This window comes from Achromobacter sp. PD1 (assembly GCF_048541815.1).
GTDB classification, from domain to species: Bacteria; Pseudomonadota; Gammaproteobacteria; order Burkholderiales; family Burkholderiaceae_B; genus Achromobacter; species Achromobacter bronchisepticus_A.
This window is the reverse complement of the sequence record NZ_CP183349.1, coordinates 2,681,412-2,704,320: the sequence shown is the minus strand read 5'-3', so window position 1 is coordinate 2,704,320 and position 22,909 is coordinate 2,681,412. Positions and strand designations below refer to the sequence as shown.

At 65.9% G+C, this 22,909-nt stretch carries 20 protein-coding genes; 15 read left to right on the top strand and 5 right to left on the bottom strand.

What is annotated here, in order from left to right; genetic code table 11:
• The first annotated feature begins 30 nt into the window (after positions 1–30).
• The 12 genes from ACM1PE_RS12680 (at position 31) to ACM1PE_RS12625 (ending at position 12,089) form a co-directional block, all read left to right on the top strand.
• Positions 31–1,077, top strand: a complete 1,047-nt coding sequence (locus tag ACM1PE_RS12680; RefSeq protein ID WP_059375731.1) for a TRAP transporter substrate-binding protein — start codon at positions 31–33, stop codon at positions 1,075–1,077.
• A gap of 239 nt (positions 1,078–1,316) precedes the next feature.
• A complete protein-coding gene (locus tag ACM1PE_RS12675) occupies positions 1,317–1,937 on the top strand; it encodes a TRAP transporter small permease subunit (protein ID WP_059375734.1) in 621 nt (206 codons plus the stop codon).
• Complete coding sequence (locus tag ACM1PE_RS12670) at positions 1,934–3,217, top strand: TRAP transporter large permease (protein ID WP_419343467.1); 1,284 nt, start codon at positions 1,934–1,936, stop codon at positions 3,215–3,217. The genes ACM1PE_RS12675 and ACM1PE_RS12670 overlap by 4 nt, the downstream gene beginning before the upstream one ends.
• 74 nt (positions 3,218–3,291) lie before the next feature.
• Positions 3,292–3,975 (top strand): DUF2848 domain-containing protein, encoded by a 684-nt coding sequence (locus ACM1PE_RS12665; RefSeq protein WP_419343466.1) that lies wholly within the window; start codon positions 3,292–3,294, stop codon positions 3,973–3,975.
• 83 nt (positions 3,976–4,058) lie between these two features.
• The gene (locus ACM1PE_RS12660) at positions 4,059–5,408 is read left to right on the top strand and encodes an amidase (protein ID WP_419343465.1); all 1,350 of its coding nucleotides are present in this window, start codon (positions 4,059–4,061) and stop codon (positions 5,406–5,408) included.
• Between the two features lie 78 nt (positions 5,409–5,486).
• Positions 5,487–6,392 (top strand): LysR family transcriptional regulator, encoded by a 906-nt coding sequence (locus ACM1PE_RS12655; protein WP_059375739.1) that lies wholly within the window; start codon positions 5,487–5,489, stop codon positions 6,390–6,392.
• Positions 6,393–6,499: 107 nt separating this feature from the next.
• Positions 6,500–7,306: a putative hydro-lyase gene (locus tag ACM1PE_RS12650; protein WP_059376159.1), complete on the top strand. Its 807-nt coding sequence runs from the start codon at positions 6,500–6,502 to the stop codon at positions 7,304–7,306.
• A gap of 229 nt (positions 7,307–7,535) precedes the next feature.
• The gene (locus tag ACM1PE_RS12645) at positions 7,536–8,783 is read left to right on the top strand and encodes an ABC transporter substrate-binding protein (RefSeq protein WP_059375741.1); all 1,248 of its coding nucleotides are present in this window, start codon (positions 7,536–7,538) and stop codon (positions 8,781–8,783) included.
• 48 nt (positions 8,784–8,831) lie between these two features.
• On the top strand, positions 8,832–9,683 hold the full coding sequence (locus tag ACM1PE_RS12640) for a branched-chain amino acid ABC transporter permease (protein ID WP_054454041.1): 852 nt from the start codon (positions 8,832–8,834) through the stop codon (positions 9,681–9,683).
• A 1-nt stretch (position 9,684) separates the two neighbouring features.
• A complete protein-coding gene (locus tag ACM1PE_RS12635; RefSeq protein WP_118932040.1) occupies positions 9,685–10,674 on the top strand; it encodes a branched-chain amino acid ABC transporter permease in 990 nt (329 codons plus the stop codon).
• Complete coding sequence (locus ACM1PE_RS12630) at positions 10,655–11,377, top strand: ABC transporter ATP-binding protein (RefSeq protein ID WP_306632595.1); 723 nt, start codon at positions 10,655–10,657, stop codon at positions 11,375–11,377. The genes ACM1PE_RS12635 and ACM1PE_RS12630 overlap by 20 nt, the downstream gene beginning before the upstream one ends.
• A gap of 4 nt (positions 11,378–11,381) precedes the next feature.
• Positions 11,382–12,089, top strand: coding sequence for an ABC transporter ATP-binding protein (locus tag ACM1PE_RS12625; RefSeq protein ID WP_059375749.1), 708 nt, complete (start codon positions 11,382–11,384; stop codon positions 12,087–12,089).
• A gap of 57 nt (positions 12,090–12,146) precedes the next feature.
• Here the strand turns inward: ACM1PE_RS12625 and ACM1PE_RS12620 are convergent, their stop codons facing one another.
• The 4 genes from ACM1PE_RS12620 to ACM1PE_RS12605 all read right to left on the bottom strand — a co-directional run bounded on the left by ACM1PE_RS12620 (position 12,147) and on the right by ACM1PE_RS12605 (position 16,320).
• Entirely contained in the window at positions 12,147–13,217 is a 1,071-nt protein-coding gene (locus tag ACM1PE_RS12620; RefSeq protein WP_059375752.1) for a porin, read from the bottom strand.
• Positions 13,218–13,543: 326 nt separating this feature from the next.
• Positions 13,544–14,845 (bottom strand): TRAP transporter large permease, encoded by a 1,302-nt coding sequence (locus ACM1PE_RS12615; RefSeq protein ID WP_059375756.1) that lies wholly within the window; start codon positions 14,843–14,845, stop codon positions 13,544–13,546.
• Entirely contained in the window at positions 14,838–15,338 is a 501-nt protein-coding gene (locus ACM1PE_RS12610; protein ID WP_013394009.1) for a TRAP transporter small permease, read from the bottom strand. The genes ACM1PE_RS12615 and ACM1PE_RS12610 overlap by 8 nt, the downstream gene beginning before the upstream one ends.
• Before the next feature lie 7 nt (positions 15,339–15,345).
• Positions 15,346–16,320 (bottom strand): TRAP transporter substrate-binding protein, encoded by a 975-nt coding sequence (locus ACM1PE_RS12605; RefSeq protein ID WP_059375768.1) that lies wholly within the window; start codon positions 16,318–16,320, stop codon positions 15,346–15,348.
• 270 nt (positions 16,321–16,590) lie between these two features.
• Between ACM1PE_RS12605 and nudC the strand changes: the two genes are divergently transcribed.
• The 3 genes from nudC to ACM1PE_RS12590 all read left to right on the top strand — a co-directional run bounded on the left by nudC (position 16,591) and on the right by ACM1PE_RS12590 (position 21,693).
• The gene (gene nudC, locus ACM1PE_RS12600; protein WP_059376162.1) at positions 16,591–17,361 is read left to right on the top strand and encodes an NAD(+) diphosphatase; all 771 of its coding nucleotides are present in this window, start codon (positions 16,591–16,593) and stop codon (positions 17,359–17,361) included.
• A 138-nt stretch (positions 17,362–17,499) separates the two neighbouring features.
• Positions 17,500–18,009, top strand: coding sequence for a winged helix DNA-binding protein (locus tag ACM1PE_RS12595; RefSeq protein ID WP_059375770.1), 510 nt, complete (start codon positions 17,500–17,502; stop codon positions 18,007–18,009).
• A 60-nt stretch (positions 18,010–18,069) separates the two neighbouring features.
• Complete coding sequence (locus ACM1PE_RS12590; protein ID WP_059375773.1) at positions 18,070–21,693, top strand: hydantoinase B/oxoprolinase family protein; 3,624 nt, start codon at positions 18,070–18,072, stop codon at positions 21,691–21,693.
• Positions 21,694–21,766: 73 nt separating this feature from the next.
• On the opposite strand, the gene ACM1PE_RS12585 is transcribed toward ACM1PE_RS12590, so the two are convergent.
• Entirely contained in the window at positions 21,767–22,801 is a 1,035-nt protein-coding gene (locus ACM1PE_RS12585) for a C45 family autoproteolytic acyltransferase/hydolase (protein ID WP_419343463.1), read from the bottom strand.
• Between the last annotated feature and the right edge of the window lie 108 nt (positions 22,802–22,909).

The following is a 22,909-nucleotide window of genomic DNA, read 5'->3' as shown; positions in this document are numbered from 1 at the left end:
ATACCATCCCGCCAGCCAGGAGTTTTGTCCATGAAGAAGTCGCTAGTTTTCGCCGCCGTCGCCGCCAGCCTGTTGGCCGGCGCCGTCCAGGCACAGGACCTCCCCAAGACCCAGTTGAAAGTCGTGGGCGGCCTGAGCAACCTGACTGCTTACAACGATTACGAAAAGCCGTTCTGGACCAAGACCATCCCCGAGCTGTCCAAGGGCCAGGTCACGGCCGACATCAAGGGCTTCAACGAAATGGGCTTGAAGGGCCCCGAATTGCTGCGCCTGATGTCTCAGGGCGTGGTCGAATTCGGCACCGCCACGCTCGCCTACTTCGCCAGCGACAACCCCATCAACGAAGCGATCGACCTGGCCGGCCTGGCGCCCGACGTCAAGACCGCGCGCGCCGTCACCGACGCGTTCGAACCGGTCTACGCCAAGCTCTATGGCGAAGGCAGCAACGTCAAGCTGCTGGGCATTTCCACGTATCCCGCGCAGGTGCTGTTCTGCAACGCCGAAATCAAGAGCCTGGCCGACATCAAGGGCAAGAAGGTCCGCACCAGCAGCCGCACCACCGCCGAGTTCGTCGAAGCGCTGGGCGGCTCCAGCGTGACCATGGCCTTCGGCGAAGTGGTGCCCGCGCTGCAGAACAAGGTGGTGGATTGCGCCATCACGGGTTCGCTGTCCGGCTATTCGGCCAAGTGGTACGAAGTGTCGACCCACCTGGTTGCGCTGCCGATCAACTGGAACCAGCAGATCCACGCCGTCAACCAGAAGGCCTGGGACAAGCTGGACCCCAACGTGCGCACTTTCCTGCAGACCAATGTGAAGACGCTGGTCGACAACATCTGGGACGCCGCCGCGCGCCAGACCCAGGAAGGCTATGACTGCAACACGGGCGCCGCCGCTTGCCCGTTCCCGGTCAAGGGCAAGATGGTCCTGGTCCAGCCCTCGGACGCTGACCGCGCGCTGCTGAAGAAGGTCACCGAAGAGGCCGTGCTGCCGAAGTGGGCCGCGCGCTGCTCGGCCCAGTGCGTGAAGGACTTCAACGCCACCGTCGGCAAGACGCTGGGCCTGACCGCTATGAAGTAGTCCCCCCCCCCGAAGCGCTGCGCGCTTCCCCCCCAGGGGGGCATGCCTGCGGACCGGCGGAGCCGGATCCGCGGCATCCGGATGGGGCGGTGTGCTACGGACCGGTGGAGCTGGTTTCGGTACATCCCGATAGGGGGAGTTGTTGCAGATCGGCATAGCCGGCTTCGTGGCATCCCCATGGGATCGTTTGCTAATAGCAGGGGTGGCGATGCTTGCCTGGCCCTGCAAAGGTTTGACTCATGACTCAATCTGAACACTTCCGCCTGCTGGGCGGGCTATTGCGGCGCGCCGAGAGCTTTTCGCGCTTGGCCGTGTGGGCCGGCGGCGCGCTGACGGTGGCCAGCGTGTTGCTGATCTCGTTTGACGTGCTGGCCCGCAAGTTCCTGGGCTTCACGACTGGCGGCGCGGACGAGCTGTCCAGCTATGCCTTCGCCATCAGCACCTCCTGGGCGTTGGCATTCGCCACGCTGCAGCGCGCCAACGTGCGCGTGGACGTGGTCTACCAGTACATGCCGGTGCGCGTCGCCGCCGTGCTGGACTGGATCTCCATGGTGGCCCTGGCGGTCTTCATGGTGTACCTGACGTATTACGCGTTCGAGGTGGTGCAGACCTCCTGGGCGCAGAAGTCCGCGGCCAATACGCCGCTGGCCACGCCTCTGTGGATTCCGCAGGGCCTGTGGGCGCTGGGCCTGGCCTGGATGTGCGTCACGGTCGCGCTGATGCTGGCGCGCGCTTCCGCCGCGCTGGTCACGGGTGATATCGAACTGGTCAGAAGCATTTGCGGCGTGCGTTCGGCGCAGGAAGAGGCCGACGAGGAAGCCGCCGCCGGCGAGCGCATGGTGAAGGGAGAGGCCGCATGATTTCCACCGCATTGATACTGCTCCTGGTTTTGATCGGCCTGTCGATTCCGGTGGGTGCGGCGCTGGGCGTGCTGGGCCTGATCCTGGACCCGCTGTTCTCCATGCTGCCGCTGACGCGCGCGATCGGCGAAGTTTCCTGGAGCACCAACAACGAATTCCTGCTGGTGGCGATTCCGCTGTTCATCATGCTGGGCGAGGTGCTGCTGCGCGCAGGATTCGCCGAACGCATGTATGGCGCGATGAGCCTGTGGCTGTCGTGGCTGCCGGGCGGGCTGATGCACGCCAACATCGGCGCCTCGACGCTGTTCTCGGCCACCTCCGGCTCCAGCGTCGCGACCGCCGCGACGGTGGGCACCGTGGCGATCCCGCAGATCCGCAAGTACGGCTACAACGAGCCGTTGTTCCTGGGCAGCCTGGCCGCCGGCGGCACGCTGGGCATCCTGATCCCGCCCTCGATCAACCTGGTCATCTACGGCGTGCTGACGAACTCCTCGGTGCCCAAGCTGTACCTGGCCGGCATCATCCCGGGTTTCGCGATGGCCGCGCTGTTCATGCTGACGGTGGTCATCGCCTGCGTCGCCAAGCCGTCCTGGGGCGGCAAGAAGAGCCAGGCGACCTGGGGCCAGCGTTTCGCCAGCTTGGTGCATCTGGCGCCGCCCATGGGGATCTTCTTCCTGGTGGTGGGTTCCATCTACGCCGGCCTGGCCACGCCGACCGAGGCCGCCGCGCTGGGCGTGCTGGGCGCTTTCATCCTGGCGGCCTGGTTCCGCCGCCTGTCGTGGTCGATGCTGCGCGAGGTCATGGAAGGCACCATGCGCTCCACGGCCATGATCATGCTGATCGTGGTGGCGGCCAGCTTCCTGAACTTCGTCATGTCCGCGACCGGCCTGACCGATGCGCTGACCAAGTCGATCACGGGCCTGGGCCTGTCGCCCGGCTGGATGCTGCTGATCGTGGTGATCTTCTACCTGGTGCTGGGCTGCTTCATGGAAACGCTGTCCATGATGATCACGACCATCCCCATCGTGGCGCCCATCATGATCGGCCTGGGTTTCGATCCCATCTGGCTGGGCATCGTCATCATCATCCTGGTCGAAGCCGCCCTGATCACGCCTCCGGTGGGCCTGAACCTGTTCGTGGTGCAAAGCCTGCGCAAGAGCGGTTCCATGAGCGCGGTCATCGTCGGCAGCCTGCCGTTCGTGGCCGCCATGTTCGTGATGCTGGCGCTGCTGGCCTTCTGGCCGGACGTGGCGCTGTGGCTGCCGCGCGTATTCGGCTGACCTTTATTGCCTAGACGTTCCGGGGCGCGGCGAACCGCCGCGTCCTTCACTCCCTAATTCTCAGCAGGACAGACATGAAAGCCGTATTCCAGATCGAAGACTCGCAACCCCGCCAGGTGGAAGTGGAGTTCAACACCCTGATCGTCGCCGGCTGGGCCGGCCGCGACATGGCCGCGATCGAGCATCACATCGAAGAGCTGGCCGCCATCGGCGTGCCGCGTCCCAGCAGCGTGCCGCTGTACTACCGCATTGCCGACAATCAACTGACGCAGAGGGAAACCGTGCAGGCCCTGGGCGAGGATTCCTCGGGCGAAGTCGAGACCTTCGTGTTCTCCGTGGACGGCGAAATGTACGTCAGCATCGCCTCCGACCATACCGACCGCAAGCTGGAAACCTACAGCGTGGCGATGTCCAAGCAGGTCTGCGTCAAGCCCGTGGCCACGAGCGCCTGGCGCCTGGCCGACGTGGCGGACTACTGGGACGAGCTCGTCATCCGTTCCTACATCGTCGAGAACGGCGTGGAAGTGCTGTACCAGGAAGGCCCGCTGGCGTCGTTGCGCACGCCGCAGGACCTGATCGCGGGCTATACCGGCGGCGCCACGGTGCTGCCGGCCGGCGCGGGTATGACCTGCGGCACGGTGGGCGCGATCGGCGGCATCCGCGCCGCGGCCGACTTCACCATGGAATTGCACGATCCGCGGCGCCAGCGCAGCCTGCGCCACCGCTATCATGTCGAGACGCTGCCCGTGGTGGCCTGATTCTGGCCCCAGGCGCCGATCGCCAGGCGCGCCCGCGGGCGCGCCCGTTTGCACTCAAGCCGCAAGACGGCACTAGGATGACTATGGTTCCGACTTTGAACGATCTGACCCAGGCCCTGCAAGAGGGCCGCAGCACCTCCGTGGAACTGACGCAGGCGGCGCTGGCCCGCGCACAGGACCAAGCGGGCGAGGGCGCGCGCGCGTTCACCCGCCTGTACGCCGAATCCGCGTTGGCGCAGGCGCAAGCTTCCGACACGCTGCGCGCCGCCGGCATCGTCCGCTCCGCGATCGAGGGCTTGCCGATCAGCATCAAGGATCTCTTCGACATCGAAGGCGAAACCACGATGGCTGGCTCGGTGGCCCGTGAAGGCGAACCGGCGGCCGACGCCGACGCTGAAGTCGTGCGCCGTCTGATCGCGGCAGGCGCGGTCATCATCGGCCGCACCAACATGACCGAATTCGCCTATTCGGGCCTGGGCATCAATCCCCATTACGGCACGCCCCTGAACCCCTACGACCGCGCCACCGGCCGCATCCCGGGCGGCTCGTCCTCGGGCGCCGCGGTGTCGGTTGCCGACGGCATGTCGGCCGCGGCCATCGGTTCGGACACTGGCGGTTCCGTGCGCATTCCGGCCGCGCTCTGCGGCCTGACGGGCTTCAAGCCCAGCGCCTGGCGCGTCTCCATGGAAGGCGTGCTGCCGCTGTCGGCCAACCTGGACTCCATCGGCCCCATCGCCGCCAGCGTGCGCTGCTGCGCTGAACTGGACGCCATCCTGTCCGGCGACGGCGGCCCGGCGCCGGAGGCGGCCGTGCTGCGCGGGTTGCGCCTGGCCATCCCGACCACGCTGGCGCTGGACGCCATGGACAAGCATGTTGCCGACAGCTTCGCAGCCGCCGTGAGCCGACTGAAGGCCGCCGGCGCCCTGGTCGAAGAGATCGCGATTCCGCAATTCGCCGAACTGGCCGCCATCAACGCCAAGGGCGGCTTTACCGCCGCCGAAGCCTGGGCCTGGCACCGCGACCTGATCGCCCGCGCCGGCAAGCGCTATGACCCGCGCGTGGTGTCGCGCATCATGCGCGGCAAGGACATGAGCGCGGCCGACTACCTGGACTTGCTGGATGCGCGCGAAGCCTGGGTCGCGGCGGTGGACCGCCGCATTGCCGGCTACGACGCCCTGATCATGCCGACCACGCCCATCGTGGCGCCGGCGGTGGCCGACCTGCAGGCCTCCGATGATGCCTATTACGCCGCCAACGGCCTGATCCTGCGCAACCCGACGCTGATCAATTTCCTGGATGGCTGCGCGCTGTCGCTGCCTTGCCATGCCGCCGGCACGGCGCCTGTGGGCCTGATGATCGCGGGCAGCAACGGCGCGGACCGCCGTATCCTGAGCATCGGCCTGGCGGTGGAAGCGCTCTACGCCGGCCAGTGAGGCGCAGCCGGGACGGGCGGTGGCCGCCGGTCCGTCCTGGGCGCTAAGATGGCGGCTGCATAGCCGGATGCCGCCGCCATGATCGATCTGCGCAATATCGAAACGTTCTTCTGGGTCGCCACCCTGGGCGGTTTCCGGGCGGCGGCCGAGAAGCTCAATGCCACCCAACCGGCCATTTCCCAGCGCATCGCATCGCTGGAATCCGATCTGGGCGTGCGCCTGTTCGACCGCGACACGCGTGGCATCAAGCTGACAGGCAAGGGGCGCGAGCTGCTGTCGCATGCCGAGCGCATGCTGCAGATGCGGCGCGACATGCAGGAGGCCGCGCGCGCCAAGAGCGTGATGAGCGGCATGCTGCGGCTGGGGGTATCGGAAACCATCGTCCATACCTGGCTGCCAACCCTGATGGAATATCTGCACGACGCCTATCCGGCGCTGATGGTCGAGATCCAGGTGGATACGACCACGGTGCTGAAGACGCAGCTCGCCTCGCGCCAGATCGACCTGGCATTTCTGCTGGGGCCGATGGAAGAGCCCCGCATCGAGAACCTCTACCTCTGCAATTACCCGCTGTCCTGGGTGGCAAGCCCCAAGCTCAAGGTCGGACGCCAGCCGATCGCGCTCAAGCGCCTGGCCGAATGGCCGGTGATCACCTATCCCTCCACCACCGATCCGCATCGCGCCGTGCGCCAGCTGTTGCAGCAGGCGGGCGTCGAGGCGCCGCGCATGTACGGCAGCTCCGCGCTCAGCGTCATCGTGCGGATGGCGCAGGACGGCATCGGCACCGCGGTCATCGCGCCCGTCATCCTGCACAAGGAGCTGGCGCAGGGCGAATTGCGCATCCTGGACGTGAAGGCGCCGGCCTTGCCGCCGCTGCATTACACCGCTTGCTGGATGCAGGGGCCGGACAGCCAGATTCCGCGCGCGGTGGCTGAGGCGGCGCAGCAGATCGCGCGGGAAGAGGCGCTGCGCCATCCGGCATAACCCTGATAAATATTTTTGATCGGGGTCTATCGCAACTTGTGATTGGACGCTGGCCCGCGGTTCCTGTGCAATGCCCCAATACCTGCATCATCATCAAGGGGATAGGCATGCAATCCAAACCCGCGGCGCGCGCCAGCGTCGAATTGGCCCGGCAGGCGCGCCTGGACGCGCGCAGCGGCAAGCTGACCGGCCCGACCGCCAATCTGGCGCCGGGCCACGTCCAGGCCAACCTCGCCATTCTGCCGCGCGCGCTGGCCGCGGACTTCCTGCATTTCTGCCAGCGCAATCCCAAGCCCTGTCCCTTGCTGGCCATGTCCGAACCCGGCGATCCCGCCTTGCCGGAACTGGGCCAGGACATCGACATCCGCAGCGACATCCCGCGTTACCGGGTATGGAAGAACGGCGAGCTGGTGGCCGAGCCTACCGATGTGCGCGATATCTGGCGCGACGATCTGGTGTCGTTCCTGATCGGCTGCTCGTTCTCCTTCGAGGAAGCGATGCTGGACAACGGCTTGCCCGTGCGCCACATCGAGCAGGGCTGCAACGTGCCCATGTATCGCACCAGCGTCCCGACCCATGCCGCGGGCGTGTTCGGCGGTCCGTTGGTCGTGTCCATGCGTCCCCTGAAGGCGGCGGACGCCATCCGCGCCATCCAGGTCACCTCGCGTTTTCCCTCGGTCCACGGCGCGCCGGTGCATATCGGCGACCCCGCGTTGATCGGGATTGCCGACATCAACCGCCCGGACTATGGTGATCCGGTGGAAATCCGTGAAGGGGAAATGCCCGTGTTCTGGGCTTGCGGCGTAACGCCGCAGTCGGTGGTCGCAGCGGTCAAGCCGGAATTCTGCATTACCCACGCGCCGGGCCATATGCTGGTCACGGACCTCATCAACAGCCGGATGGCGGTGTTCTGACCGCCAACCATCCGCTTTCTCAGTAGCGCGTAAGCGGGTAGCGGTTAGAAGTCTCTACTCGCGCTGCAGTACCAGTTGTGCCACCAAAACGATCCATTAAAGGACAAGGGGAAATGGCGACAACCGCTTTGAATCTGGGGCCTTCCGGCTTGCCGGAGGGTCTCGTGCCGCCGCCAACGCGGCCATGCATTGCTTTCACACCCAGCCGGTCCAATCCAGGAGTCCAGTTATGAAGATGAAGCTCATCGCGGGTGTCGCCGCGAGCCTGGCGCTGATGTGCGCCGTTCCCGCGCAAGCGCAACAGGCCGTGCGCATCGGCGCAATCTATCCGCTATCGGGCGCCTTGGCGTCCACCGGGGCTGAAATCAAGGCGGCCGTCGAACTGGCGGTCGAGATCATCAACAATCCTCATCCCGAGTTGGAAGGCATACCGCTGGCAGCGGGCAGCGGCTTGCCGGCGCTGGGCGGCGCCAAGATCGAAGTGGTGTTCGGAGATTCCCAGGGCAAGCCCGAAGTGGGCCTGGCCGACGCCCAACGCCTGATCGACCAGGAAAAGGTAGTGGCCTTGACCGGCGCCTACCAGTCCGCCGTGACCAAGACCGCCAGCCGCATCGCCGAGCAGCGCGGCATACCCTACGTCAATGGCGAATCCAGCAGCCCGGACCTGACCGAGCGCGGCTATAAGTGGTTCTTCCGCACCTCGCCCAACGACGATACCTTCGTCGAGAACATGATGCAGTTCCTGGATGGCATCAAGGCGGTGCCGACCGCCAAGATCGCCGTGGTGTACGAGAACACCGACTTCGGCGTGAACACCTACAAGGCGGTCGAAAAGTTCGCCAAGCAATACAACCGCCAATTGGTCGCCAACATCGCCTACAGCGCCGGCTCGGCCTCGGTGACGGCGGAAGTGCAGAAACTGGCGGCCGCCAAGCCCGATGTGGCGATCTTCGCCAGCTATACCTCGGACGCCATGCTGTTCGTGCGCACCATGCGCGAAAGCAAGTACGCGCCGCCGGTGTTCCTGGCCAACGACGCGGGCTTCATCGATTCGCGCTTCGTGCAGGAGGTGGGGCCGCAGGTCCAGGGCGTGCTGACGCGCGACGTCTGGGGCAATGACGTGGCGGCATCCAAGGCCGGGCTGAAAAAGATCAACGACATGTACAAGGCCAAGACGGGCAAGGACCTGAACGGCAACAACGCCCGTTCGATGCAGGGCGTGCTGGTGCTGGCCGACGCGATCAACCGGGCCGGTTCGACCGACCCCGAGGCGATCCGCAAGGCGCTGGCCGCCACCGATCTGGGCGAGGCGCAGGTCGCGATGCCCTGGGCCGGGGTGCAGTTCGACGCCAAGGGCCAGAACACCAAGGGTTCGGGCCTGATCCTGGAACTCAAGGGCGCGGCCTACCAGACCGTGTGGCCGGAAAAATACCGTACCGACAAGAACCTGCCCACGCTGCCGTTCACCTGGAAGTAAACATAGTCTGACGCGGCGGGCCGCGGGGCCCGCCGCGAGGAGCACTCCATGTTTGAAGCTCTCTCGGCAGGCCTGTTCAACGGCCTGATCTATGCCGCGGTGGCGGTGGGGCTGGCGCTGATCTGGGGCATCACCGACGTCATCAACTTCGCCCATGGCGAGTTCCTGATGCTGGGCATGTATGCCGCCTATTGGCTCTACACGCTGGGCCACATCGATCCCACGCTGTCGGCGCCGCTGGTGGCGGTCCTGCTCGCCTTCGTCGGCTTCCTGACTTATGCCCTCATTATCCGCCGCCTGCAGAAGGGGCCGGCGATGGCGGTCATCCTGGCCACCTTCGGCCTTGGGCTGGTGCTGCGCCAGATTGCCTTCATCGCCTTCAGCCCCGACTACCGCAGCCTGCCGGACACGCTGGTGTCGGGCAGCGTCACGGTTGCCGGCATCTCGCTGGGCCGACCCCAGGTGGTGACGGGCCTGATCGCGCTGGTGGTGGTGGTCGCGCTGTTCATCCTGGTGTACCGCACGCGCTGGGGCCATGCCCTGCAGGCGGTGGCGGAAGACCGCCAGGTGGCGGCGCTGGTGGGCATTTCGCCCGACCGGGTCAACGCCCAGGTCTGGATGCTGGGCAGCGCGGCGGTCGGCCTGGCCGGCGCCTTGCTGACCACCTTCTTCTACGTATTTCCCTCGGTGGGCACGGTGTTTGGCCTGCTGGCCTTCGTGGCGGTGTGCATGGGCGGCTTCGGGTCGTTGCCTGGCGCCTTCATCGCGGGGATCCTGATCGGCATCATCGAGGCCATGACCGGCTACTTCGTCGCCCCAGCGTTGAAGACCGTGAGCGTCTTCATCCTGTTCATCCTGGTTCTCTGGTATCGGCCGCGCGGCCTGTTCGGGCGGTGGTGAGATGAACAAGACAGACAAGATCGATACCGTGTCCGCCGGCGTGCCCAAATGGCCGGTCCTGGCCGCTGCCGTCGCGGCCATCCTGATGGCCCTGGTGCCGCTGGTTGTGAAGGATGCCTTCACCCTGCAGGTGCTGCTGCTGGCCATCATGTTCGGCGCGCTGGGCGCCTGCTGGAACCTGGTGGGCGGCTTCCTCGGGCGGATCTCCTTCGGCCATAGCGTGTTCGTGGGGGTAGGGGGCTACACCACCTTGCTGCTGCTGCACCATCTGAAGCTCACGCCGCTTTTGGGCATCCCGCTGGGCGGGGTGATCAGCGCCGCGCTGGCGTGGCTGGTGGGCGGACCCACCCTGCGGCTGTCCGGCCATTACTTCGCCATGGCCACCATCGCGCTGCTGCAGATCGGCCTGCTGCTGATGATCAACTGGGAATGGGCGGGCGGCGCGGTCGGCCTGGAGGCGCCCATCGGCGACGCCGCCTGGATGCTGCTGTTCCGCAGCAAGGTGCCGTACTACTGGATCGCGGTGGGGCTGGCCTTCCTGACCTTTTGCGCCACCTTCTTCCTGGTGCATTCCAAGACCGGCTTCTACTGGCGTGCCATCAACGGCGACGAGGCGGCCTCGCGCAGCCTGGGCGTGCCCGCGGACCGCTACAAGATGCTGGCATTCGTGATGTCGGCGGGCATGACCGGCGTATGGGGCGGCTTCTTTGCCATGTACGTGGGCTTCATCGACCCGGAATCCATGTTCAACCTGACGATGTCGGTGCAGGTCGTGCTGGTGACCATCCTGGGCGGGGTCGGCACGCTGATCGGCCCGTGGCTGGGCGCGGCGGTGCTGCTACCGCTGTCCGAGGGCACGCGCGTGTTGTGGGGCAGTTCGGGCCTGGGCCTGGATCTGCTGATTTTCGGCCTGGCCATCTTGCTGGTCACGCTGTTCCTGCCGGGTGGGCTGGTGACATTGAGGAGGCGCCGTGGCTCTGCTGGACGTTAAGAACCTGACCAAGCAATTCGGCGGGCTGGTCGCGAACAAGGACATCTCGCTGTCGGTCGAGGCGGGCGAGATCGTCGCCATCATCGGCCCGAACGGAGCGGGCAAGAGCACCTTGTTCAACGGCCTGGTCGGGCATCATGAGCCCACCTCCGGCTCGGTGACTTTCGACGGCCAGTCGATGATAGGCCGGCGGCCCGAACAGGTGGCCGCCATGGGTCTGGTGCGCACTTACCAGATCCCGCGCAGCTTCGGGCAGATGACGGTGCTGGAGAACGCCATGGTCGGCGCGCTGCTGCGCCATCCGCGCCTGCAGGACGCGCGCCGCGAATCGGCCCGCGTGCTGGAACTGGTGGGCCTGGCCGAACGCGCCGACGTCAGGGCGGCCGAGCTCAATGTGGCGGGACAGAAGCGGGTCGAACTGGCCCGGGCGCTGGCCACCGAGCCGCGCATGCTGCTGCTGGACGAAGTGGCGGGCGGACTGAACCCGGCCGAGGCCATCGCCCTGGCCGAGATCCTGCGCGGCATCCACGCGTCGGGCGTCACGCTCATCATCGTGGAGCATGTGCTGGAGGTGGTCATGCGGCTGGCGCACCGGGTGCTGGTGTTGAACTTCGGCCAGATGATCGCCGAGGGGGCGCCGCAGGAAATCGTGCGCAATCCGGCCGTGATCGAAGCCTATCTGGGGAGAAAGCACCGTGCCTGATGCGATGCTGAAAGTGGAAGACCTGAGCGTGGCCTACGGCGGCGTGCAGGCGGTGCGCGGCCTGTCGCTGGAGGTCAGGCCGGGCGAGATCGCTGCGCTGCTGGGCGCCAACGGCGCGGGCAAGTCCAGCACCCTGATGGCGATCGTCGGCTCCGTCAAGCCCAAGAGCGGCCGGGTGATTTTCGAAGGCCGGGATATCACCGGCACGCCGCCGGACAGGCTGGTGACGCAGGGTATCTCGATGATTCCCGAGGGCGCGCGCGTGTTCGCGCGCCAGCCCGTGGAACAGAATCTGCGCCTGGGCGCGTACACCGTGCGCGATGAGCGCGTGTACGGGGAACGCCTGGAGCGCGTCTACACCCTGTTCCCGCGCCTGAAGGAGCGTCGCACGCAACTGGCCGGAACCATGTCGGGCGGCGAGCGCCAGATGCTGGCCATCGGCCGGGCGCTGATGAGCGGACCGCGCCTGCTCTTGATCGACGAGCCCAGCCTGGGCCTGTCGCCCTTGCTGGTGGAACAGGTATTCGACGCGTTGGCGGCCTTGAACCGCGATGACGGCCTGTCGGTCTTGCTGGTGGAGCAGAACATGGCCCAGGCGCTGGAAGTCGCGGCGCGCGCCTACGTGATGCAAAGCGGCAGGGTGGCGCTGTCGGGCGAAGCGGCGGAGCTGGCAGCCTCGGACGAGGTGCGCAAGGCCTATCTGGGGATGTAAGGAAGGGAGCGTGACGAAACCGCGCCGGACGCGCAAGGCGTCTGGCGCGGACAGTCATCAGAAGATGTGGCGGAAGCCCACTGCGGCGCCGAGCTGGCTGCTCTTGCCGGCGATTTCGCCGCTGGCGGCGTCGTTGACCTTGTTCCAGTCGACCGTGCCGTAGATCTGCGAGCGCTTGGACAGCGAGTACTCGGCCACGGCGACCAGCGCGTAGCGCTTGCCCTTGTCGCCGTCTTCGACCACGTTCTTGCTCTGGTCGTAGTAGGCGGCGCCGGTGATGGCCCAGCGCGGCGTGGCCTGCCAGGTGGCGCCGGCGAAGTAGCCATTGTCCTTGCGGTCCAGGCCGGGCGCCTGGTTGCCGCCCATCACGGCGTTGACCCAGCCGGTTTCGTCGCGGCCGTTGTAGTAGCCGGCGAAGACCTTGGCGCCGTCGAACTGATACGAGGCGTTCAGGTTCCAGACGCGCTGGCGCAGATCGGAATCCGTGCCATCGTAAGTCTGCTGGTAGGCCGCGCCCAGGCCCAGCTTGCCGACGGTGTAGCGCAGGCTGGCGCCGTACTGCTGGCCGGCCTTGTGGTCCTTGTAGTCGTCGCCGTTGGCCCAGGACAGCACGAACGCCAGGTCTCCAATGGTGTTGGAGTACTTGGTCATGTTGTTGGTGCGCACGCGCGACATGGCGGCGGGCAGCCAGGCGTTCTGGTCGTAGTTGCCGACGGTCAGCGGGTCGAAGTAGTCGGCCAGCAGGTCGAACATCGGGGTGTTCTGCAGACCCAGGGTCAGCGCGCCGATGTTGCCGCCGTCCAGGCCGATGTAGGCCAGGCGGCTGAAGGTCTTGGACGGATCCGAGCCGCGGCCGTTCTGCATGTTGAAGCCGTTTTCCAGGCGGAAGAAGGCGCGGTTGCCGTCGCCCAGGTCTTCGGAGCCGCGCAGGCCCCAACGGCTGTTGGATATGGCGCCGTTCTCCATCGACACGCGGCTGCCGTCTTGACCGACGCTGCCGGCGCTGGTGCTCAGGTAGCGGATGCTGACGTCGGCGATGCCGTACAGGGTGACGCTGGTTTCGGCGTGGGCCGCGCCGGCGGCCAGGCCCAGGCTTGCAAGGGCGAGGGATAGGGGAATGCGTTTCATGCTGGGGGCTCCTCCTGGGTAGCGCTATTTATTAGTGGCGCCGGGCTTTTGGCCCGGCTGTTCGCGCCTGGCGGATCGTCAGGCGCTGGGCCGTCGCACCGACGCTTACGGTAAGCGCGGGTCCGGGCGATAGCCGCATATGCACATATACGCCGTAATGTTGCAACGTAGCAGCGCCAGGGAATTCTAGAAAAACTGGGGCGTGAGCGGCACCTGTTGTTTTTTGGAGTTTTCCCTGGTTTACAACACGAAAAAACAGGGGGAGGCGAGACCGGAGGCCAAAAAAAACCCCGTTTCAGAAACGGGGTTTTCATATCAGCGCCGCGCTATAGCGTCATGTGCAGCGGCAGCCACGTCGCTATGCCGGGCACGGCATAGAGCAGCAGCACCGCCAGGATCATCAGGAAGAACATCGGCAGCGAGGCGCGCGCGATGTAGGGCAGTTCCCTGCCGCTCATGCCGGACAGAACGAACAGGTTGAACCCCACGGGCGGCGTGATTTGTGCCATTTCCACAACGAACACGATGAAGATGCCGAACCAGATCAGATCGATGCCGGCGGCCTGCACGGTGGGCAACAGCACGCCCATGGTCAGCACGACAATGGAGATGCCGTCCAGGAAGCAGCCCAGGACGATGAAGAACACCATCAGCGCCATGATGAGCCCGAACTGCGACAGGCCCAGCCCCCCGATCCATTCAGCCAGCGCGCGCGGCAGGCCGATATAGCCCATGGCCAGGGTCAGGAACTGCGCACCCGCCAGGATCAGCGCAATCATGCAGTACAGCCGGGTGGCGCCCAGCAGCGATTGCATGAAGGCGGAGCGGTTCAGCGATCCCTGCAGCGCAGACAGGATCAGCGCGCCCACCACGCCGACCGCCGCCGCTTCCGTGGCGGTGGCGATGCCGGTATAGATGGAGCCCAGCACCGCGCCGATCAGCAGCATCACCGGGATCAGATGGCGCGAACGCGACAGCTTTTCCAGCAGCGACAGGCCGGGGTCGGCCGCCGGCACCTGGCCGGGATTGCGGATCGCCCACCAGGCGATGTAGCCCATGAACAGCAGGGCCAGCAGGATGCCCGGCACGATGCCCGCGATGAACAGCTTGGCGATGGACACGTCCGCCGCCACGCCGTACACGATCATGATGATGGACGGCGGGATCAGCAGGCCCAGCGTGCCGGCGCCCGACAGCGTACCCAGGATCTTGTCCTCGGGATAGCCGCGGCGCGTCAGTTCCGGGATGGTCATCTTGCCGACCGTGGCGCAGGTCGCCGCGGACGAGCCCGAGACCGCCGCGAAGATGGCGCAGCCGATCACGTTGGTGTGCAGCAGCCGCCCGGGCAGGCGGTTGAGCCAGGGGGCGAGTCCCTTGAACAGGTCTTCGGACAGCCGCGTGCGGAACAGGATTTCGCCCATCCACAGGAAAAGCGGCAGGGCGGTCAGCGTCCAGCTGGAGGACGCGCCCCAGATGGTGACGGCCATGGCATCGCCCGCGGGCCGGCTGGAGAAGATCTCCATGCCGATCCAGGCGGTCCCCGCCAGGGTCAGGCCGACCCAGACCCCGCAGCCCAGGAGCGCGAAGATCGAGACGACCAATAGGGTGATGACGAGTAGTTCATTCATGGGTTTGCTGCGAAGTGGCGGCGGACAGGCCGCGTGAGCGTCGGATCAGCTCGTCGATCAGGGCGACCAGGAACAGCACCGTGCCCACGGCCATGCTGAGTTGCGGTATCCAGAGCGGCGTCGCGTCGTTGGACGTGGAGATGTCGTTGAACTGCCAGGAGTCGTAGGTCAGCTTGACACTGAAGAACGCGAAGGCGGACGCGAGCAGGCAGCCGACCGCCAGGGCGAAGATATCCAGCTTGCGGCCTGCGGCGGGCTTGAGAGAATTGAGCAGCAGCGTCACGCGGATGTGTTCGCCGTGCTTGAACGTACTGGCAAGGGCGAGGAACCCGGCGGCGGCCATGAAATACCCGGCATAGGCGTCCGTGCCGGGTATGTTCATGCTGAGCTGGCGCGCGATGATCGCGGCCAGCACCGACACCAGGACGCCGATCGTGCACAGGCCGGCCAGCAGGCCGGCCGCGCCGTAAAGACCATCTAGAAAGCGGCGCATGGAAATATCACTGCTTCTTGTAGGCGTCGATCATGGCCTGGCCATCGGCGCCAGCCTTCTTCAGCCAGTCGTCCAGCATGCGCTTGCCAATCACGGACAGGCCTTCCTTCAGTTCGACCGTGGGCTGGATGGTTTCCATGCCGTTCTTGGCCAGTTCCGCCTGATACCACTTGTTCTTTTCCTGCGACAGCTTCCAGCCGCGCTCTTCGGCTTGCGCGCCGGCCTTCTTCAAGGCGGCCTGGGTCGCGGGGTCAAGCGCGTCGAACGCCTTCTTGTTGACGATGATGGCGTTCTTCGGCAGCCAGGCCTGGGTGTCGTAGAACTTCTTGATGTACTCGTAGGTCTTGGTGTCGTAGCCGGTGGAGGCCGAGGACATATAGGAATCGATCACGCCGGTGGCCATGGCCTGGGCCAGTTCAGCCTGCTGCACGGTAACGGGCTGCGCGCCGACCAGTTCGGCGATCTTGGCCGTCACCGGGCTGTAGGCGCGCCACTTCAGGCCCTTCATGTCGCTGATCTGCTTGATGTCCTTGTTGGCGAAGATGCCCTGGGGCGGCCACGCCACCGCGTACAGCAGCGTCATGCCGTGCGCGTTGAGCTTCTTTTCGAGGAAGGGCTTCTGCGCTTGATAGAGTTTGAACGACGCGTCATAGCCGGTGGCCAGGAAGGGCAGGCCGTCCAGTTCGTAGATCGGATCTTCGTTCGCAAAGTTGGTCAGCAGGATCTCGCCGATCTGCGCCTGGTTGCCCTGCACCGCGCGCTTGATCTCGGGCGCTTTGTACAGCGAGGCGTTGTTGTGCAGCGTGATCTTCAGCTTGCCTTCGGACAGCGTGTCCACGTCCTTGACGAAGGTGGTCAGGTTTTCAACGTGGAAGTTGCTGGCCGGATAGGCGGTGGGCAGATCCCATTTCGTTTGAGCCTGGGCGCCGGCGCTGAACGCCAGGACGATGCTGCCTGCCAACAGGGAAATCTTCTTGTGCATGGGGTGGTCCTTCTTTGCGAATGGTGAAGCCGGGTTGTGCCCGATAGGCATTGCGAAAAAGAGAGCGCTGCGGCGATGACGCGCAGCTGAAAAGCCGTGCCATTCTATGTTGCTATGCGGCGGCGGGGCGCGCGAAATCGCGTCTTTACGGGTTATTCCTAACAGGCGTGCGCAGCGTCGATCATTGAGGGTTCAATCTTTGCGCAAACGCATTGCGGCAGCGGTTTTTCTTCTAACATTGCGTATCGAATGCATGGTGCCGAGGCGTGTGTGAATTTCGTTTTCCGTCGTGATGAGTTGCTGGTTGAAGAGACGTCCGCCGTATTGCCGGACACCGCCTTGTGCGTGCAGATAGGCGTGGCGGCCGCGGCCTTGCAGCCGATCTGGGCCATGCCCGGCTCGCCCTGCCGCACGGTGCATGTCGAACCTGGCGTGGAACCGCCGCAGGGCTACGCCTTCAGGAAGCTGCGTTCGCTCTTTGGCGTGCTGGATGACGAGCGCATGGCGCTGGCCGGACGCGCCTACCAGATCGCCGAATGGGCGCGCACGCACCGGTTCTGCGGCGTCTGCGGTACGCCGGCAGAGCGGGTGTCCACCGAATTCTGTCTGCGTTGCCCGTCCTGCGGCTTCTCGGCCTACCCGCGCATTTCGCCCGCCATGATGGTGCTGATCCGCAAGGGCGACAGCATCCTGCTGGCGCGCCACACCACCACCGCGACCTCGCGCTATACCGCCTTGGCCGGTTTCGTCGAGCCCGGCGAAAGCATCGAACAGACCATCCACCGCGAGGTCCATGAGGAGGTCGGCCTGAAGGTCGGTAACCTGCAGTATTTCGGCAGCCAGTCCTGGCCGTTTCCGCATTCGCTCATGGTCGCGTTCACGGCGGACTACGTGTCCGGCGACATACGCGTGCAGGAAGACGAGATCGCCGATGCGCGCTGGTTCGGTCCGGGCGATCCCATGCCCGAGATCGCGCCGCGGATTTCCATCGCGGGATGGTTGATCCGGGCGAACCTGCCCATGGGCTGGTCGGCGCCTTAAAACCGTCGTTTCGCTTGCAGTCTCCTAGGGGTATTCCCTCGAAAGAGGGAATTTTTGGCGTCCCGTCCGCATTTTTTATTGATGAAATATAGATAAATTATTAGTATTTCGCTCATATAAACTCGGCTTGCGTCTTCCATGACCCCCACTTTGATTGCATCGTCGGCCCATTTGGCCGGCGGCAGCGCGCCCGACCTTTCCGAAGTGGAATTCGGTCTGATGATCGCCAGCCATGCCTTCGACCGCTGGACCGTGCGCTGCATGGCGGCGGCCGGGCTGCCCGACCTGACGCCCACCGACGTGATGGTCTTTCATCATGTCTATCACCGTGAGCGCCCCAAAAAGCTGGCCGACATCTGCTTCACGCTGAATGTCGAGGACACGCACATCGTCAGCTACGCGCTTAAGAAGCTGGACCGCCTGGGCGTGGTCAAGGGCGAGCGCAGCAGCAAGGAAGTCTTTTACAGCGTGACCCCGGAAGGCGCGGCCATACTCAAGCGCTATGCCGAGGTCCGCGAACAATGCCTGACCGCCGGCCTGGACGCGCCGGGCGGGGGCGGGCTGGACTACAGCCGCCAACTGGCGCATACGCTGCGCGCGTTGTCCGGCCTGTACGACCAGGCGGCCCGCGCGGCGACCTCTCTCTGATTCCGTTTACCCGTGCGCGGCCGCAGGCGCCGCGGCGACCCTTTGTTTGCAAGGACAGCTATGAAGTGGCAATTCTGGATTGACCGTGGGGGCACCTTTACCGACATCGTGGCGCGGCGCCCCGATGGCACGACCACCACGGCCAAGATGCTCTCGGAGAACCCCGAGCAGTATCGCGACGCGGCCGTGGCCGGCATCCGCAAGCTGCTGGGCATCGCGCCCGGCCAGCCCGTGCCCGCCGATCAGGTCGAGTGCGTGAAGATGGGTACTACCGTTGCCACCAACGCCTTGCTGGAACGCAAGGGCGAGCGCACCTTGCTGGTGACGACCCGGGGTTTCCGCGACGGCCTGCGCATTGCCTACCAGAACCGTCCGCGCCTGTTCGACCGCAACGTCGTCCTGCCCGAGATGCTCTACGAGTCCGTGGTGGAAGCGGACGAGCGCGTGGCCGCCGACGGCGAAGTGATCCGCGAGCTGGATCAGGACGCGCTGCGCGCGGCCATGCAGGCCGCTTACGACAGCGGCATTCGCGCCGTGGCCATCGTCTTCATGCACGCCTGGCATGCGCCCGAGCACGAGCGCATCGCGGCCCGCATCGCGCGTGAAGTGGGCTTCCCGCAGGTGTCGGCCTCGCACGAGGTCAGCCCGCTGATCAAGTTCGTGTCGCGTGGCGACACCACGGTGGTGGACGCCTATCTGTCGCCCATCCTGAAGCGCTATGTCGACCAGGTGGCCGGCGAACTGCCGGGCATCCGCCTCATGTTCATGCAATCCAGCGGCGGCTTGACCGACGCGCACCGTTTCCGCGGCAAGGACGCCATCCTGTCGGGTCCTGCCGGCGGCATCGTCGGCATGGTGCGCACCAGCGAGATCGCGGGCTTTCCCAAGGTCATCGGCTTCGACATGGGCGGGACCTCCACCGACGTGTCGCATTACGCCGGGGAATTCGAACGCGAGTTCGAGACCCAGGTGGCCGGCGTGCGCATGCGCGCGCCCATGATGAGCATCCACACCGTGGCGGCGGGCGGCGGCTCGATCCTGCATTTCGACGGCGCGCGTCTGCGCGTGGGCCCCGATTCGGCCGGGGCCAACCCGGGTCCCGCCTGCTACCGCCGCGGCGGCCCGCTGGCGGTGACGGACTGCAACGTCCTTCTGGGCAAGATCCAGCCCGACTTTTTCCCCAAGGTCTTCGGTCCCGAAGCCAATGAGCCGCTGGACCGCGAGGCGGTCGTGGCGCGCTTTACGGCCATGTCCGACGAAGTGCGTGCCGCCACCGGCCGCGAAATGAGTCCCGAACAGCTGGCCGAAGGCTTCCTGGAAATCGCCGTGGGCAACATGGCCGAAGCCATCAAGCGCATCTCGGTGCAGCGCGGCCATGACGTGACCGAGTACGCGCTGACCGTGTTCGGCGGCGCGGGTGGGCAGCACGCCTGCCTGGTGGCCGATGCGCTGGGCATGACCACGGTGTTCGCGCACCCGCTGGGTGGCGTGCTGTCGGCCTACGGCATGGGCCTGGCCGACCAGACCGACATGCGCCAGAAGACGGTCGAGAAGGTGCTCGATGCCGAACTGATGCAGGCGTTGAAGGGCGAGCTCGACGAGCTGGCTGGCCAGGCGGTGGGCGAACTGCGCCGCCAGCATGTCGCCGAAAGCGACATCAGCGTGCAACGCCGCCTGCACCTGAAGTACCGCGGCACGGATACCTCGCTGGAAGTGGCGTACACCGACCTGGAACAGGCGCGCAAGGAATTCGAAGCGGCCTACCGCCTGCGCTATTCCTTCCTCATGCCCAACCGCGAACTGGTGGTGGAAACCATATCGGTCGAAGCCACGGGCGGCGGCGAACGCGTCGGCGAAGCCGCCAGCGCGCGCGTGCGCGACGGTGCGCTGGCTCCCAGCCGCGTCGTCAGCATGTACAGCGGCGGCGCCTGGCGCGATACGCCTCTGTACGTGCGCGAGGACATGGCAGGCGGCGACGTGGTGGCGGGACCCGCCATCATTTCCGAACCCAACCAGACCACGGTGGTCGAGGCCGGCTGGCAGGCCGAACTGACGGCGCAGGACCACTTCGTGATCCGTCGCGTGGAAGCGCGTCCGGAACGCCGCGCCATCGGCACGCAGGCCGATCCGGTCATGCTGGAGGTCTTCAACAACCTCTTCATGTCGATCGCCGAGCAGATGGGCTACCGCCTGCAGAACACGGCTTATTCGGTCAACATCAAGGAACGCCTGGACTTCTCCTGCGCGATCTTCGATGCGCAGGCCCGGCTGATCGCCAATGCCCCGCACATGCCGGTGCACCTGGGTTCCATGGGCGAATCGGTGCGCACGGTCATGCGCGCCAACGCCGGCAGCATGCAGCCTGGCGATGCCTATGTGGTCAACGATCCATATCACGGCGGCACGCACTTGCCCGACGTCACGGTCATCACGCCGGTGTTCGACCGCGAGGGGCGCGAGATCCTGTTCTACGTCGGTTCGCGCGGCCACCATGCCGACATTGGCGGCACCACGCCGGGTTCCATGCCGCCGGATTCCAAGACGGTGGAAGACGAGGGCGTGCTCTTTACCAACTTCCAGCTGGTGAAGAACGGCGAATTCCGCGAGGCCGCGGCGCGCGGCATCCTGGGCTCGGGCCGCTGGCCGGCGCGCAATCCGGACCAGAACATCGCCGATATGCACGCGCAGATTGCCGCCAATGAAAAGGGCGTGCAGGAGTTGCTGCGCATGTGCGACCACTTCGGCCTGGACGTGGTCCGCGCCTACATGGGACACGTGCAGGACAACGCCGAGGAAGCGGTGCGCCGCGTGATTTCGGTGTTGAAGGACGGCAGCTACGAGTACCCGCTGGACAACGGCGCGGTGATCCGCGTCGCCGTGAAGGTGGATACTGAGGCGCGCAGCGCCGTGGTGGATTTCACCGGCACGTCCAACCAGTTGGACAACAACTTCAACGCCCCGGGCGCCATCGCCGTGGCGGCGGTGCTGTACGTGTTCCGCACGCTGGTCAATGACGATATTCCGCTGAACGACGGCTGCCTCGTGCCGCTGTCCATCATCCTGCCGGAAGGCTCGATGCTGCGCCCGAATCCGCCGGCCTCGGTGGTAGCGGGCAACGTGGAAACGTCCATGTGCATCGTCAACGCGCTGTACGGCGCGCTGGGCGTGCTGGCCGCAAGCCAGGGCACGATGAACAACTTCACGTTCGGCAACGCGCGTCATCAGTACTACGAGACCATCTCGGGCGGCACGGGCGCGGGTCCGGTGCGCATCGACGCCGCGGGTCCCCGCGACGAAGGTTTCGCCGGCACCTCGCTGGTGCAGGCGCACATGACCAATTCGCGCCTGACGGACCCCGAAGTGCTGGAGTTCCGGTTCCCGGTGCGGTTGGAGTCCTACGAAATCCGCAAGGGCTCGGGCGGCGCCGGCCGCTATCCGGGCGGTGACGGCGGCGTGCGCCGCATCCGTTTCCTGGAGGACATGACGGCCGCCATCCTGTCGAACAACCGCCTTTATGCGCCGTTCGGCCTGGCGGGCGGGCAGCCCGGCGCCATGGGCCGCAACTCGGTCGAACGCGCCGACGGGTCGGTCCAGGAGCTGGGTCCGCAGGACAGCGCCCAGCTGCGTCCGGGCGATATCTTCGTCGTCGAAACGCCGGGAGGCGGGGGCTACGGGGCGGCGTAATCCGTCCGCACGGAAACAAAACGGCCGCGTCAGTGATGACGCGGCCGTTTTGTTGATGGGTCACGCTGCTATCTCACTCCGCATCCGACATGACGTCCAGCGCGATCTCCGCCTTGGCCTTCCGGTCGTATACCCGCAAGGTCACTTCGCTTTCCCCAATTTCAAAGACGGCCGTCGCCAGCGTGTTTTCGTCGTCCGGATCGTCCGGCGAGGTTCGCAGTATCGGCAGCTCGCCTTCGGTGTTATGCAAGGCGGCGAGCAGATCCACGCTGGCGGTGGCGCTGGACCAGCCGTCCACGATGCCTTCGATGCGGTTTTGCCGTGCCCGCGACGAGTCGGTGACGATCTGCGCGATGCCCCCCATGTCGGCATGCACCATGTGATTGGCATGGCCGTAGCGCGTGCCGATCTCCAGGATGGAAACCTCGCCTGGCGCCACTTCCGCGCTGAGCAGGCGGGCGTCGCCGGCCGCGCCCAGCGTGTGGTGAAAGCCCCCGGAATGCGGCAGGTCGCGCATCAGGGCGAGCGCCTGGTCCAGCGTCGTGCAGTCGAGCACGGCGCGCGCCATCAGCATGCGCGGCACGCCCGGATGGCGCTGCCGGATGCGCAGGTTGTTGATGGTCTGCACCAGTCCGGCGCGATTGGCGCCGAAGGTATGGCCGGGCAGGGAGCCGGGATAGTAGAAGCTGAGATAGCCGGGCGCGTCGTCCAGCGCCACGTCGACCAGATGGCAGCGCCCGCGCAGGTAGGGATCGCCGTCCTCGTTGTGCGCGATCCAGCGTGTGCCGTCGGCCGCTTTCAGCGCGACGGAGGTGCAGCCGTCGGTGGTGCTGTGCAGCAGGTCGCCGCGGCAGTTCCACAGCAGCACGTCCTCGATCGGCATGTGCAAGCCCTCGGCCATGCCTTCCAATTCTTCCCAGATCGCCGGCAGCGCGGTTTGCGCCTGCTGCGCCAGCTCGTCCAGGAAGGCGTGGCCGCGCCATGGCCGCAGCGCGTCCCAGGTGCGGCTTTGGTCCAGGTAGGTCGCCATCAGGGGCCGCGCCAGCTTGCCCAGCGCGAGGCCGGTCTGACGCCGGTTTCCGGCAATGCGTACATGTTTGTAGGCCATGGGAATCCTCCGGGTGTCATGCGGATTGTAAATTTTCCGGCCGCTGCCGGGTGGGGACGTATGCGTTAAGATCGGCGGTAAGCCGTGCCGGAGACCCCGGCGCAGCCC

Coding starts and splice junctions, on each gene's coding strand:
- ACM1PE_RS12680 (WP_059375731.1), top strand. CDS start 31: ATGAAGAAGTCGCTAGTTTTCGCCGCCGTCGCCGCCAGCCTGTTGGCC.
- ACM1PE_RS12675 (WP_059375734.1), top strand. CDS start 1,317: ATGACTCAATCTGAACACTTCCGCCTGCTGGGCGGGCTATTGCGGCGC.
- ACM1PE_RS12670 (WP_419343467.1), top strand. CDS start 1,934: ATGATTTCCACCGCATTGATACTGCTCCTGGTTTTGATCGGCCTGTCG.
- ACM1PE_RS12665 (WP_419343466.1), top strand. CDS start 3,292: ATGAAAGCCGTATTCCAGATCGAAGACTCGCAACCCCGCCAGGTGGAA.
- ACM1PE_RS12660 (WP_419343465.1), top strand. CDS start 4,059: ATGGTTCCGACTTTGAACGATCTGACCCAGGCCCTGCAAGAGGGCCGC.
- ACM1PE_RS12655 (WP_059375739.1), top strand. CDS start 5,487: ATGATCGATCTGCGCAATATCGAAACGTTCTTCTGGGTCGCCACCCTG.
- ACM1PE_RS12650 (WP_059376159.1), top strand. CDS start 6,500: ATGCAATCCAAACCCGCGGCGCGCGCCAGCGTCGAATTGGCCCGGCAG.
- ACM1PE_RS12645 (WP_059375741.1), top strand. CDS start 7,536: ATGAAGATGAAGCTCATCGCGGGTGTCGCCGCGAGCCTGGCGCTGATG.
- ACM1PE_RS12640 (WP_054454041.1), top strand. CDS start 8,832: ATGTTTGAAGCTCTCTCGGCAGGCCTGTTCAACGGCCTGATCTATGCC.
- ACM1PE_RS12635 (WP_118932040.1), top strand. CDS start 9,685: ATGAACAAGACAGACAAGATCGATACCGTGTCCGCCGGCGTGCCCAAA.
- ACM1PE_RS12625 (WP_059375749.1), top strand. CDS start 11,382: ATGCTGAAAGTGGAAGACCTGAGCGTGGCCTACGGCGGCGTGCAGGCG.
- ACM1PE_RS12620 (WP_059375752.1), bottom strand. CDS start 13,217: ATGAAACGCATTCCCCTATCCCTCGCCCTTGCAAGCCTGGGCCTGGCC.
- ACM1PE_RS12615 (WP_059375756.1), bottom strand. CDS start 14,845: ATGAATGAACTACTCGTCATCACCCTATTGGTCGTCTCGATCTTCGCG.
- ACM1PE_RS12610 (WP_013394009.1), bottom strand. CDS start 15,338: ATGCGCCGCTTTCTAGATGGTCTTTACGGCGCGGCCGGCCTGCTGGCC.
- ACM1PE_RS12605 (WP_059375768.1), bottom strand. CDS start 16,320: ATGCACAAGAAGATTTCCCTGTTGGCAGGCAGCATCGTCCTGGCGTTC.
- ACM1PE_RS12595 (WP_059375770.1), top strand. CDS start 17,500: ATGACCCCCACTTTGATTGCATCGTCGGCCCATTTGGCCGGCGGCAGC.
- ACM1PE_RS12590 (WP_059375773.1), top strand. CDS start 18,070: ATGAAGTGGCAATTCTGGATTGACCGTGGGGGCACCTTTACCGACATC.
- ACM1PE_RS12585 (WP_419343463.1), bottom strand. CDS start 22,801: ATGGCCTACAAACATGTACGCATTGCCGGAAACCGGCGTCAGACCGGC.